Source organism: Salinisphaera aquimarina (genome assembly GCF_042643355.1).
In the GTDB taxonomy this organism is placed as follows: Bacteria; Pseudomonadota; Gammaproteobacteria; order Nevskiales; family Salinisphaeraceae; genus Salinisphaera; species Salinisphaera aquimarina.
In genome coordinates, this window is the sequence record NZ_JBHRSS010000009.1 from 30,119 (window position 1) to 42,218 (window position 12,100).

The 12,100-nt window shown below is 62.9% G+C and carries 10 protein-coding genes and 1 tRNA gene; 5 read left to right on the forward strand and 6 right to left on the reverse strand.

Annotation, left to right across the window (positions count from 1 at the left end; all coding sequences use genetic code 11):
* The first annotated feature begins 6 nt into the window (after positions 1-6).
* From nuoM to ACFOSU_RS18470, 3 genes are all read left to right on the forward strand, one after another.
* On the forward strand, positions 7-1,533 hold the full coding sequence (nuoM, locus tag ACFOSU_RS18460) for an NADH-quinone oxidoreductase subunit M (RefSeq protein ID WP_380691416.1): 1,527 nt from the start codon (positions 7-9) through the stop codon (positions 1,531-1,533).
* Positions 1,534-1,544: 11 nt separating this feature from the next.
* Positions 1,545-3,002 carry an NADH-quinone oxidoreductase subunit NuoN gene (nuoN, locus tag ACFOSU_RS18465; RefSeq protein WP_380691417.1) on the forward strand — a complete coding sequence of 486 codons (1,458 nt, stop codon included), beginning with the start codon at positions 1,545-1,547 and terminating at the stop codon, positions 3,000-3,002.
* Positions 3,003-3,189: 187 nt separating this feature from the next.
* Positions 3,190-4,068 (forward strand): hypothetical protein, encoded by an 879-nt coding sequence (locus ACFOSU_RS18470; protein ID WP_380691418.1) that lies wholly within the window; start codon positions 3,190-3,192, stop codon positions 4,066-4,068.
* 314 nt (positions 4,069-4,382) lie between these two features.
* Here ACFOSU_RS18470 and ACFOSU_RS18475 read toward each other — a convergent pair whose 3' ends face one another.
* Both ACFOSU_RS18475 and ACFOSU_RS18480 read right to left on the reverse strand, forming a co-directional pair.
* Positions 4,383-5,801 (reverse strand): FAD-binding oxidoreductase, encoded by a 1,419-nt coding sequence (locus tag ACFOSU_RS18475; protein ID WP_380691419.1) that lies wholly within the window; start codon positions 5,799-5,801, stop codon positions 4,383-4,385.
* Entirely contained in the window at positions 5,798-6,724 is a 927-nt protein-coding gene (locus ACFOSU_RS18480) for a TIGR01777 family oxidoreductase (RefSeq protein WP_380691420.1), read from the reverse strand. The genes ACFOSU_RS18475 and ACFOSU_RS18480 overlap by 4 nt, the downstream gene beginning before the upstream one ends.
* Positions 6,725-6,914: 190 nt before the next feature.
* On the opposite strand from ACFOSU_RS18480, the gene ACFOSU_RS18485 reads away from it, so the two are divergent.
* Both ACFOSU_RS18485 and ACFOSU_RS18490 read left to right on the forward strand, forming a co-directional pair.
* Positions 6,915-6,990: transfer RNA gene (locus ACFOSU_RS18485), tRNA-Gly, on the forward strand.
* Between the two features lie 103 nt (positions 6,991-7,093).
* Positions 7,094-7,495: a universal stress protein gene (locus tag ACFOSU_RS18490; protein ID WP_380691421.1), complete on the forward strand. Its 402-nt coding sequence runs from the start codon at positions 7,094-7,096 to the stop codon at positions 7,493-7,495.
* Positions 7,496-7,575: 80 nt separating this feature from the next.
* On the opposite strand, the gene ACFOSU_RS18495 is transcribed toward ACFOSU_RS18490, so the two are convergent.
* Genes ACFOSU_RS18495 through ACFOSU_RS18510 form a run of 4 tightly spaced genes read right to left on the reverse strand, consistent with a single transcriptional unit; the run spans position 7,576 to position 12,091 of the window.
* Positions 7,576-8,103: a hypothetical protein gene (locus ACFOSU_RS18495; RefSeq protein ID WP_380691422.1), complete on the reverse strand. Its 528-nt coding sequence runs from the start codon at positions 8,101-8,103 to the stop codon at positions 7,576-7,578.
* Positions 8,104-8,120: 17 nt separating this feature from the next.
* Positions 8,121-10,109: an acetyl-CoA carboxylase biotin carboxylase subunit gene (locus ACFOSU_RS18500; protein ID WP_380691423.1), complete on the reverse strand. Its 1,989-nt coding sequence runs from the start codon at positions 10,107-10,109 to the stop codon at positions 8,121-8,123.
* 8 nt (positions 10,110-10,117) lie between these two features.
* Positions 10,118-10,921, reverse strand: a complete 804-nt coding sequence (locus ACFOSU_RS18505; RefSeq protein ID WP_380691424.1) for an enoyl-CoA hydratase-related protein — start codon at positions 10,919-10,921, stop codon at positions 10,118-10,120.
* Positions 10,922-10,933: 12 nt separating this feature from the next.
* Positions 10,934-12,091: an acyl-CoA dehydrogenase family protein gene (locus ACFOSU_RS18510; RefSeq protein ID WP_380691425.1), complete on the reverse strand. Its 1,158-nt coding sequence runs from the start codon at positions 12,089-12,091 to the stop codon at positions 10,934-10,936.
* Positions 12,092-12,100: the final 9 nt, after the last annotated feature.

The following is a 12,100-nucleotide window of genomic DNA, read 5'->3' on the forward strand; positions in this document are numbered from 1 at the left end:
AGCCCGATGATCCTCTGCTGGATTCTTTTCGTTCCGTTCATCGGCGGCCTGCTGTGCTGGCAGCTGGAGAGCCGGCACGCGCCTTCCCAGATGCCGCGCTGGATCGCGCTGATCACGATGCTGATCGTGGTCGCGCTGTCGTTGTGGCTGTGGGTCACCGGTGACTACTCGCTTACAGGCGCGGTCGGCGATACCCCGGCCTGGCAACAGCAGTTCCAGATCGGCTGGATCGATCGCTTCGGCATCTCCTTCCATCTGGCCCTGGACGGCCTGTCGCTGATCATGATCACGCTGACCGGTTTTCTCGGCGTGCTCGCGGTGGTGTGCTCGTGGCAGGAAATCACCAATCGCATCGGCTTCTTTCATCTCAACCTGCTGTGGATCATCGGCGGCGTGGTCGGCGTATTCCTGGCGGTCGATCTGTTCCTGTTCTTCTTCTTCTGGGAGATGATGCTGGTACCGATGTATTTCCTGATCGCGCTGTGGGGACACAGCGGGTCGAAGGGCAATACGCGCATCTCGGCGGCGATCAAGTTCTTCATCTATACCCAGGCCAGCGGCCTGCTGATGCTGGTGTCGATACTGGGGCTGGTGTTCGCCCACTACAGCCAGACCGGCACATTCACCTTCGACTATTCGGTGCTGCGCGACACGCCGCTGCAGGGGCCGGTCGCCTATATCCTGATGCTCGGCTTCTTCGTCGCCTTCGCGGTCAAACTGCCGGTGGTGCCGTTGCACGGCTGGCTGCCGGACGCGCATGCGCAGGCCCCCACGGCCGGTTCCGTGGATCTGGCCGGCATCCTGCTCAAGACCGCGGCCTACGGCATGATGCGCTACGCGATCCCGCTGTTTCCGGAAGCCTCCGCCCAGTTCGCGCCGATCGCGATGGCGCTGGGGCTGGTGGGTATCTACTACGGCGCGCTGCTGGCGTTCTCGCAGACCGACGTCAAGCGCCTGATCGCCTGTTCCAGCATCTCGCATATGGGCTTCGTGCTCATCGGCATCTATTCGGGCTCGCTGCTGGCGCTGCAGGGCGTGATCGTGCAGATGGTGGCGCATGCGTTCTCCGCCGCCGGGCTGTTCATCATCTCCGGCCAGATCTACGAACGCATCCATACCCGCAACATGCCCGAGATGGGCGGGCTATTCGGGCGCATGGGCGCGCTACCCGGCTTCGCGCTGGTCTTCGTCATGGCCTCGCTGGGGATGCCGGGCACGGCCAACTTCGTCGGCGAGTTCCTGATCCTGTTCGGCGCATTCCCGAGCGTGCCCTGGGTAGTGGTGATCGCCAGCGGCGGACTGGTGCTGGCCGCGGTCTACTCGCTGGTGCTCATGCACCGCGTCTACTGGGGCCCGTCCAAATCCGACGCGTCGCTGGGCGGACTTGATCCGCGCGAGTACAGCATGATGCTGCTGCTGCTCGTGCTGACCCTGCTCGTGGGCCTGTATCCGCAGTCCGTGCTCAATATCTCGCAGACGGCGATGACCGAAGTCTCGCACTGGTTCGCCGTCTCTCCGCTGCCGACACGCTAAGCGACGTTGCCATGAACCAGTTCTCGACTCATCTGCTTGCGCTTGCTCCGCTGGTCGCTCTCTGTGCGACCATCGTCGCGGTAGTCTTCGCGATCGCGTTCCGCCGGCAACATTTCGCCACCGCGACCATGACCGTGATCGGGCTCAATGTCGCCCTGCTGTCGCTGCTGGGCGTGCTCCGGGTCACCCCGATACAGGTCACGCCGCTATTCATCATCGACAACTACTCGGTGCTGTTCTTCGCGATCGTGCTGGTGGCCTCGCTCGCCTGTACCACGCTCGCACACGCCTATCTGTCGACCCTGCCCGACCGGCGCGAAGAGTTCTATATCCTGCTGCTGTGTTCAGCGGGCGGGGCCATGGCGCTGATTGCCAGCCGGCATCTGGCCTCGCTGTTCATCGGCCTGGAACTGTTGTCGGTGCCGCTGTACGGCATGGTGGCCTACGCCTATCGCGACCGCATCTCGCTGGAAGCCGGCCTCAAGTACATGATCCTGTCGGGCGCGGCCTCGGCTTTCCTGCTGTTCGGCATGGCGCTGATCTACGGCGCCTCCGGCACCCTCGTCTATGCCGATCTGGCCGCGCTGACGAGCGACGGCGGCGGTCACCAGAGCTGGCTGCTGATGGGCATGGGCATGATGGTCGTGGCACTGGCCTTCAAGCTGTCGCTGGTGCCCTTTCATCTGTGGACGCCCGATGTCTATGAAGGCGCACCGGGGCCTGTCTCGGCGTTTCTCGCCACCGTCAGCAAGGTGGCGGTGTTCGCCCTGCTGCTGCGTTTTTTCACCCTCGCCCCGCCGGCCGACAGTAGCTGGCTGCTGACCCTGCTCGGCGTGGTCGCGTTCGCGTCGATGATGATCGGCAACCTGCTGGCCCTGCGTCAGAACAACATCAAACGCCTGCTCGGTTATTCCTCGATCGCGCATCTGGGCTATCTGCTCACCGCGATTGTAGCGGGCGGCAGCGGCCTGGCCGCGGAGACCGTCGGCGTCTATCTGGCCACCTATGTCGCCACCACGCTCGGCGCTTTCGGCGTGGTCACACTGGTGTCCAGCCCCTATTCGGGCACCGATGCCGGCGCGCTGCACCACTATCGGGGCCTGTTCTGGCGGCGGCCGTATCTGGCCGCGGTAATGACCGTGATGATGCTCTCGCTCGCCGGCATTCCGATGACCGCCGGCTTCGTCGGCAAGTTCTATGCGATCGCCGTGGGCGTCGAATCCGGCCTGTGGTGGCTGGTCGGCGGCATCGTCGCCGGCAGCGCGATCGGTCTTTACTACTACCTGCGCGTGATGGTGATCCTTTACCTGGATCAGCCCGGCGAAAGCCGCCGCGACGCCGTCTCCGGCTGGGGCCAGCAATCCGGCGGCATCATGGTTATCCTGATCGCCCTCGCCGTGCTCTTCTTCGGCATCTTCCCGGCACCGCTGATCAAGTTCGTGACCGCGGCCGGGATTGGTGGGTTCTGATTCTGCCTTTTCACGCTTGAGCTATGGCACTTATCCGGCGCAGGATGTATGCGGATGAGTGCAAATGTGGATTAGCGACCGGGTCTTCAACTGCGCCGGATGGCCTTGGTAAAACGTTCGCCATTTCTTTCGACAAAACGAATAGCTAATAGATCGGCTATGTGTTTTCAGATCCGGCCGCGACAAGATGATCCTTAGTCCCAAGTCGCTCGAGAAATTGAGACTCCTCATCAATGAGGAAACGGAATATCGCTCCGGGCCCCAGCTCGTTCAGTTCTTCAACAATCTTGGCTTCAAAGACGCGTATGGCCAAGGATTTCCTTCCCGGTGGGTTTACACAGATGAAAAGCTCAAAAATATCAATGGCTCACCAGAACTGGACAGATGCATAAGAGAGGTTTTAGCACCTGTAAATTTTATCGGCGAGGTCGACAAGTTAGACGCCCACATAGCAGGCTTCAACAAGTTTGTAACATTCGATAAATGGAAGGTAGTGCGCGAAGGGGCAGAAATCTCTTTCAAAAAGTTGGAAAAGATTGAGATAGAGGAACCGCCGCGTGAGACAGAAGCTACAAGTGAGGACGAGTTTCTAACCCGGGAATTCACAAACGTATCGGTCTCAAGGATTGGTCTGGAAAGCACCGTCTCCGAAATTCTTGATCAACGCATAAGGGAGATCGAAAAGTGCTTTAGTTCTGGTGCGCATTTATCAGTAATCCTAATGGCAGGCAGCACTCTTGAGGGAGTACTACTTGGCCTAGCATTTGCGCATCCGAAGCACTTCAACTCCGCAAACGCATCGCCGAAAGATGTATCGGGCAAAGTTAGGCAATTTCAGCACTGGAAGCTGAGTTCATTTATCGACGTCGCCCACGAGCTTCGCCTCGTCCAGCACGATACGCAGAAGTTCAGTCACACCTTGCGCGATTTCCGTAACTACATACATCCATTCCAGCAGATGGCATCCGGGTTCACTCCCCGCCAACACACTGCAAAACTCTGCCTGCAGGTACTTCGAGCCGCGATCCATGAGATCAGCGAAAACATTAGCCAAATCCGCAGATAGCAATATGTTGAAATCGACGCGCGAACCGCTTCGCGCGTCCGTCGCATCTGCATCCAGACATTTTCTGCATGTCGTATAAGTGGCACAAGCGATACCCAGCGTCCGGTTTCCAACAATTCCTCTTCTTCAGTCGCTATGACGAGACTAGCCCAATCCGTCTTGTCGGCGGTAGCCGACACCAATCTGAGTCATCTGCGGATAAATGGCTCCCCAAGAACGGCCGATTCAGTGTCAGACAACTCAATCTCGTATTGTTTGCGCTCATTCGTTTCCAATCGCGTAGAAGCGTCCAAAGAATGCGGCTCGCAGACAAACTACAACTTAGGAACAATCACGCCCGGGTTGAGCCGATTATCCGGATCGAGCGCCGTCTTGATTGCGCGCATCATGTCGAGCTCCACCGGCTGCTTGTAGCGGGCAAGCGCCTCCACCTTGAGCCGGCCGATGCCGTGCTCGGCCGCGAACGAACCGCCCATATCCACGACGATATCGTGCACGACCTGGTGGGCATGCTCCGATTCCGCCATGAAGGCGCTGTCATCGCCGCCCGCGGGCTTGGACAGATTGAAGTGCAGGTTGCCGTCGCCGACGTGGCCGAACGGGCACGGCCGTACACCGGGCAGCGCCTGCTTGATCGCCGGCAGCGCGCGCGAGAGGAAGGTCGGCAGCTTCGAGACCGGCAACGAAATATCGTGCTTGATCGACGCGCCCTCGGCGACCTGGGCCGGCGGCAGCGACTCGCGCAGATGCCATAGCCTGATCGCGGACGCCGCGTCGGTGGCGATGCGTACATCGCGCAAGCGGTTTTCATATTTCGCCCGCGCCACCACGCTGTCCATGATCGCGGGCAGCCAGTCGCCTTCGGCGGAACTGCCGAGCTCCGCCAGCAGATACCAGTCGTATTCACGCGCGAAGGGTTTGTCGCAGCCCTCGATATGGGCGCAGGCCAGTTCCACGGACTGCCGTGACATCAGTTCGCAACCGGTGAGATTGTGTCCGGACGCCGCGATCAGTCGTCGTTGCAGCACCACCGCATCGGCCGGATCGTCCAGCCCGAACAATGCCACGACCTGTTGCACGATCGGGTCATAGAGCTTGAACACGGCCGCTGTCACTATGCCCAGCGCGCCTTCGCTGCCAACGAACAGATCGTTGAGATCGAAACCACTGTTGTCTTTTCGCAGGCCGGACAGGTTGTGCCAGACACGCCCATCGGCGAGCACGACCTCGAGGCCGAGCACCAGATCGCGGGTATTGCCGTAGCGCACGACGTTGAGCCCGCCGGCATTGGTGGCAAGGTTGCCGCCGATACGACAACGCGCCTTCGAGGCCAGCGTCAGGGGGAAATACAGTCCGGCATCGGCTGCGGCCTGCTGTGCGTCGGCCAGAATACAACCGGCCTCGACGGTCATGGTGGCGTTGTCGACATCGACTTCGCGCACCCTGTCTAGTCGTTCCAGACTGACGATGACCTCCCGCTGCGCGTCACCGGCCGCGGAGCCGCCGACCAGCCCGGTATTACCGGACTGCGCGACCACGGCAAGTCCGGCCTCGGCGCAGGCTTCGATCACGCGCGCCACCTCGTCGGTATCGGCTGGCCGCACTACCGCGAGCGCGGCAGGCTCGAATTCACCGCGCCAGTCCTTGAGGTACGACGCTGCGTCTGCAGCCGGTAAAACCTGCGACGAACCGACGATGTCACGCAGCGCCTCCAATGCCTCATTAGACGTCACAGAGATTCCTTGTTGCCGTGCTTGTCCTTGTTCTTGCCGACGAGGTCCGTCAGGGCCGGCTTGAGGCGGTCGAATTCGAACCGGAAACCGGCCTGCTGCAGCGCGGCCGGAATCGCGCGCTGCCCGGTCAACAGCAGATGTGCCATCTCGCCGAGTATCAGCTTGAGCATCGCGCCGGGCACCCAAGCGAAGCTGGGCCGATGCATGACCTTGGCCAGCACGGTCGTGAACTCGCGATTGGTGGCCGGATTGGGTGCGGTCAGATTGAATGCGCCGCTGCAGCTGTCATGGTCGATGAGAAAACGAATGGCACGCACCTCGTCGCGGATATGAATCCACGGCATATACTGCTTGCCGGTACCAAAATGGCCGCCGAGACCGAACCGGAACGGCGTGATCATCTGCGCGAGCGCGCCGTCCTCGGCGCCGAGCACGATGCCGGTGCGAATGCGGCACACGCGTACACCGACGCCTTCCGCCCGGCGTGCGGCCTGCTCCCACGCCACGCACAGCTCGGACTGGAACTCGTTGGCGTTGGGCTCGCGCTCATCCAGTACCGCGCCCCCGCGCGCGCCGTAATAACCGACCGCCGACCCGCTGATCAGCACCGCCGGCGGCCGCTCCCACCCACCGATGACCTGACACAGCTCGCGCGTCACACGCAGCCGGCTCTCACGCATCTCGCGCTTGCGCGCTTCGGTCCAGCGGCCGTCGGCGAGATTCTCACCGGCCAGGTTGATCACTGCGTCCGCGGGCGCCGCGGCGGCTGCCGATGCGACCGGTTGGGCGCCGGTCGGCAACACGTTCGCAGCCGCTACCGTATCGCGCGTGATCACTTCGACCTGCCAGCCGTCCGCCAGCAGATCGGCACACAGATGACGGCCGATAAAACCGGTGCCGCCGGTAATCAGAGCTTTGTTCATCGTGCGACTCGGTTGACGGTCAAACAACGTTCAGCAAGGGATACCGACATATTGATCCAGACAAAGGCCGGTTACCAGCCCAATATTCTGCATCTTCCATGACTACGCACGAGAGCGACTGTTCGTTGCGCACACGGGCACGAATACGACTTGCAAAAGCGCCATCAATGGCGTTAGCTACGCGGGTGAGGCGGCGGTAGCTCAGCTGGTAGAGCGCGACCCTCCCACGGTCGAGGTCGCGAGTTCGAATCTCGTCCGCCGCTCCATCTTTACGGTTAACGACAACGAGTTCTCAATTTCCGGACGGCAGCCATTGCCGCCCCTTGCAGGGTTATCTTTCTTGCTCATCCCAGCGCCGAGGCCGTAGATATGTACAGAGTCCTTTTTGCCGTCCACCCCGGGCGCCAGGGCCTGGACCACCAGATACGTACGATCCGTGCGCTGCCGCACGCGGCCGAAGAAGTGTCGGTGTCGCTACTGCACGTTTTCTCCGACAATCCACGCGGCCTGTCGGTCGCCCAGGTGGACGGCGTGCGCGAAGCACAGCGGGAATTCAAGCAGGCAGGCATTCATGTGGATCTTGAGGAGTCCAGCGGTTCGCCGGTCGCGGAAATCCTCAATAAGGCCGATGCCCTCGACGTCGATCTGATATGCATTGGCGGGCGCAAGCGCAGCCCTGTCGGCAAGGCGCTGTTCGGCAGCGTGGCACAGCAAGTGATCCTGAGCTCGGAGCGTCCGGTGCTGATCTGCAACAGCGACGAGGGCTATTAGCCGCAACTCTTGATCGCACGATGTGGGCGCCGCAACGCATCGGCTTCGATTGAGCTCGGACTGACGCACGCACTTACGATCTATGGGCTGTCGGCGGTGCGCTGCTGGAGCAGCGAGTGCTCATCCAGCGCCGCCGTAATTCGATCTGCCAGCGCACGCGCCTGCCGGGCGACGCTATCATCGCGATGGGTTCCTGCCTCGATATAGAAACGTCCGGTGACGAGCTGGTCGGCGTTGTCGACAAGGCTGACTTCGTAGGCCGGACGTCCACCCGCGATGATCTGCCGCGACACGCTCTGTGGGTCGGCGATCTCGATCACGATTGTGGCCTGGGCGCCGCTCGCGCGACTTGCCCGGTGACGGCTGGCCGCATCCTGCTCGCGGGTGGGCGGGGCTTCGCGCAGCATCGTGGTACAGGCATGGCCGGCACTGTTCAGACGCTTGCACAGGGCCTGCTCGAAAGCGGCTTCGATAGCCCGATCTGCAAATGCGGCATAGGCCATGAAGCCGTCGTAACGGATTTCGTCGTACGCCGGATCGACAAAGTCGTAGCTGGCCGGCGCAGTAGCACAGCCGGGCAGCAGCGCGGCTGCCAGCGCGACGATCATCGCGCCGCCCAGGCGTTTCAGGACTCCACCTCCTGCGTAATCACGAGCAACAGCTGGCGTGCGGCGACCTGATCGCCCGCCGCGCAGCTCAGCGTCTCCACTTTGCCGTCGATATCGGCGGTGACGGTGAACTCCATTTTCATCGCTTCCAGCACAAGCAGCGTGTCACCGGCGGTGACGGTGTCGCCCTGCGCCACATCGACGCGCTGGATCTTGCCGTCCATGCGCGCGGCGACACGACCGTCGCCGGCGTCACCGGCCGTGGCCGGCGGCTGTCGCAGTACATCGTCGTAGACGAGCGTGATGCCTTCGGCGCACAGCCACAGCCGGTCGTCACGGCGCAGCACGTCTGCACGGTGACTGACACCGTCCAACGTATAGATCAGACGCGTCCCGTCGATGGCGCCGAGGGTGAGCGCGATCGGTGCGTCATCGACCCACACGCAATAACTTCCCTGCCCTTCACTGGCGATACGCAGATGGTGGCGCGTCTCGCCGTGCTGCAACACCAGCGGGGTCTCGCTGGTATAGGCGCTGCGCCAGCCGACGAGCGACGCATCGAGTCCGGCACTGGCAGCCAGTTCGGTGGCGCGGTCGTGTATGAATACCGCCGCCGCCAGCGCGCGATGGATCGCGGACGGCTCGACCGCCGCGGTCTTCTCCTGCATGTGTTTGCCGATGAAGCCGATATCGAAATCGCCCCCGGCAAAGACCGGGTGCGCCAGGATCTGGCGCAGGAAATCGCGGTTGCTGATCGGCCCGAGTAGCAGGGTATCCGCGAGCGCACCGAGCAGACGCCGGCGGGCGATATCGCGGGTCTCGCCCCAGGCAATGAGCTTGCCGGCCATCGAATCGTAGTACGGGCTGATCCACTGACCGCTGGCCAGGCCGTGATCGACGCGGATGCCGGGCCCGCTCGGCGCCTGCCAGACATGGATGATGCCGGTCTGCGGCATGAAATCCTGGGCCACGTCCTCCAGACACAGCCGCACTTCCATGGCGTGACCGTTGAATCGGATATCGTCCTGGGCCAGCGTCAGCGGCTCGCCGGCGGCGATACGCAGCTGCCAGGCGACCAGATCCTCGCCGGTAATCATCTCCGTGACCGGATGCTCGACCTGCAGGCGGGTGTTCATTTCCATGAAATAGAACGCGCCCTGGGCATCGAGCAGGAACTCGACCGTGCCGGCGCCGCGATAGCCGATGGTCGCCGCCGCCTCGACGGCTGCCGCGCCCATCTTTGCGCGTAACGCCGCGTCCACGGCCGGCGACGGCGCTTCCTCGACGACTTTCTGGTGGCGCCGCTGCACCGAGCAGTCGCGCTCGCCCAGATGAATGACGTGGCCGTGATGATCGGCCAGTACCTGGATCTCGACATGGCGTGCGCCGAGTACGGCTTTTTCCAGAATCAGTTCGTCCGAGCCGAAGGCGCTGGCGGCCTCGGAGCGCGCCGACCGCAAAGCCTCGCCCAGATCGGCGATATCCTCCACCAGACGCATGCCGCGCCCGCCGCCGCCGGCCGAGGCCTTGACCATGAGCGGGCAGCCGATGCGCTCGCCCTCGGCGAGCAGCACCTCATCGCTTTGATCGGCGCCTTCATATCCCGGCACGCAGGGTACGCCGGCCTCGATCATGCATTGCTTGGCTTCGCGCTTGCGGCCCATCAGATCCATCGCCTCGGGCGTCGGCCCGACGAAGATCAACCCGGCCTCGTTCACCGCGCGGGCGAAATCCGCGTTCTCGGCCAGAAAACCGTAGCCGGGATGGATTGCCGTCGCCCCGGTAGCGCGCGCCGCCTCGATCAGTCGCTCGATCGACAGATAGGATTCACTCGCCGGTGCGGGGCCGATCGCCACCGCTTCGTCGGCGAGTGCGACGTGCAACGCGGCGGCATCGGCCTCGGAATAGACCGCAACCGTCCGGCAGCCGAGGGCCTGGGCGCCACGAATGACGCGGACCGCAATCTCGCCGCGGTTGGCGACCAATACCTTGTCGATACCCTTCATGTCGGCGCTCATCGCTGGGCCCACGACGGCGCGCGTTTTTCCAGGAAGGCGTGTGTGCCTTCCTGGCCTTCAGCGCCGTAGAGACAGTCGGTGAACAGGGCCGCGCTCGTATCCAGCTGCTGGGCGATATGGGCCGGATCGTGCGAGCGGATGACCTCCTTGGTGACCGCATTCGCGCCGGGCGCGCAGGCCAGGATCTGGGTCAGCACCTCGGCCAGTACGGCTTCGCCGGCATCGCTGTCGGCCACCACGTGGTGAGCCACGCCGAGCCGTTTGGCCTCGGCGCCGTCGAACTGGATGCCGCATATGCCCAGCCGGCGCGCCTCGGCCTTGCCGATGCGCTCGATCACGAACGGCAGGATCTGGGCGGCCGGCAGACCGAGCCGGGTTTCCGGCATGCCCATGCGCGCATCGGCGGTCACGATCGTGACATCGGCCACGCACAACAGCCCGAAACCGCCGCCAAGTGCGGCACCCGAGGCCAGCACGACCACGGCCTGCGGCGCGGCGTCGATGGCCTGCAGGACTTCGCCGAAGCGGCGGTTGTGCTGAATCGTGGTCGCGCGCTCGGCGTCGTCTGTGTTCATCTGCCCGACTTCGTGCAGATCCGCGCCCACGCAGAAATGCTTGCCGCTACCGCTGATGACCACGACGCGCACTGCGTGATCGTCTCGTATCGCGCCGAACGTGCTGACAAGATCGTCGATCAGGCCGGCATTAAGGGCGTTGAACGCATCCGGTCGATTCAACGTCGCGTGCAGCACGCCGTCGCGCAGATCGAGCTGGAGATATCGGGTATCGGGCAATGCCATGACTTTGTTCCTTCAGCGCGAACGCAGGCCGAGTTTCTTGGCGATGATCTGGAGCATGATTTCATCGGCGCCGCCGCCGATCGAATGCAGGCGCAGATCGCGATAGAACTGAGCCGGGCTGGATTCGGCCATATAACCCTGCCCGCCCCAGAACTGCAGGCAGGTGTCGGTGAGCGTACGCGCCAGCCGGCTGGTCTTGAGCTTGGCCATCGACGCATTCAGGGTCACATCACGCCCGGCGACCAGGTCGGCGGTGGCCTGATAGGTCAACGCGCGCGCGGCTTCCAGCTCGGTCTTTAGCTCGGCCAGGGTGAACTGGACGTACTGGTTGTCGATCACGCCCTTGCCGAAGGCCTGGCGCTCGCGGGTGTACTCGACTGTATCGTCGTAGACGCGTTCCATCGCCTGCAGGATACTGGCCGCCAGAAACAGCCGCTCTTCCTGGAACTGCTGCATCTGATAGGTGAAACCCTGGCCTTCCTCGCCGATGAGATTGGTGGCCGGCACGCGCACATTGTCGAAGAATATGATGGCGGTATCCGAGCTGCGCTGGCCGAGTTTGTCGAGCTTGGTCTCGCGGTTCACGCCCGGCGCGTCCAGCGGCACCACGATCAGCGACTTGTTGCTGTGTTTCGCCTTGTCGTCATTTGGGCCGCCCGTCACGCACAGCAGACACACCCAGTCGCCCTGGGTGCCGTTGGTGATCCACATCTTCTGACCGTTGATGAGGTAGTCGTCGCCGTCGCGCCTGGCGGTGGTCTTGATACCGGCGACGTCCGAGCCCGCGCCGGGTTCGGAGACACCGATACAGGCGACCTGGTCGCCGGCAATGGCGGGGGCGAGATAATCGCGCTTGAGCTGGTCGCTGCCGTAGCGGGCCAGCGCCGGCGTGGCCATGTCGGTCTGTACGCCCACGGCCATCGGAATGCCGCCGCATGTCATGCGACCGAGGCTCTCCGCAAAAGCCAATTGATAGGAATAATCCAGCCCCAGCCCGCCGTACTCTTCCGGCTTGGTGATCCCGAGCAGACCCAGATCGCCCAGACCCTTGAACAGCTCATGGGCCGGAAAAATCCCGGCGGCCTCCCATTCGAGGACATGCGGATTGACCTGCTCCTCGATATAACGCTCGGTGGTGCGTCTGATCTCGTCGTGTTCGTGGGTGAACATCGGTTATTT

Excerpts from the sequence above, each read along its gene's own strand:
- ACFOSU_RS18480 (WP_380691420.1), bottom strand. The coding sequence starts at position 6,724 with ATGAACAAAGCTCTGATTACCGGCGGCACCGGTTTTATCGGCCGTCAT.
- nuoM (WP_380691416.1), top strand. The coding sequence starts at position 7 with ATGATCCTCTGCTGGATTCTTTTCGTTCCGTTCATCGGCGGCCTGCTG.
- nuoN (WP_380691417.1), top strand. The coding sequence starts at position 1,545 with ATGAACCAGTTCTCGACTCATCTGCTTGCGCTTGCTCCGCTGGTCGCT.
- ACFOSU_RS18490 (WP_380691421.1), top strand. The coding sequence starts at position 7,094 with ATGTACAGAGTCCTTTTTGCCGTCCACCCCGGGCGCCAGGGCCTGGAC.
- ACFOSU_RS18505 (WP_380691424.1), bottom strand. The coding sequence starts at position 10,921 with ATGGCATTGCCCGATACCCGATATCTCCAGCTCGATCTGCGCGACGGC.
- ACFOSU_RS18470 (WP_380691418.1), top strand. The coding sequence starts at position 3,190 with ATGATCCTTAGTCCCAAGTCGCTCGAGAAATTGAGACTCCTCATCAAT.
- ACFOSU_RS18510 (WP_380691425.1), bottom strand. The coding sequence starts at position 12,091 with ATGTTCACCCACGAACACGACGAGATCAGACGCACCACCGAGCGTTAT.
- ACFOSU_RS18500 (WP_380691423.1), bottom strand. The coding sequence starts at position 10,109 with ATGAAGGGTATCGACAAGGTATTGGTCGCCAACCGCGGCGAGATTGCG.
- ACFOSU_RS18495 (WP_380691422.1), bottom strand. The coding sequence starts at position 8,103 with ATGATCGTCGCGCTGGCAGCCGCGCTGCTGCCCGGCTGTGCTACTGCG.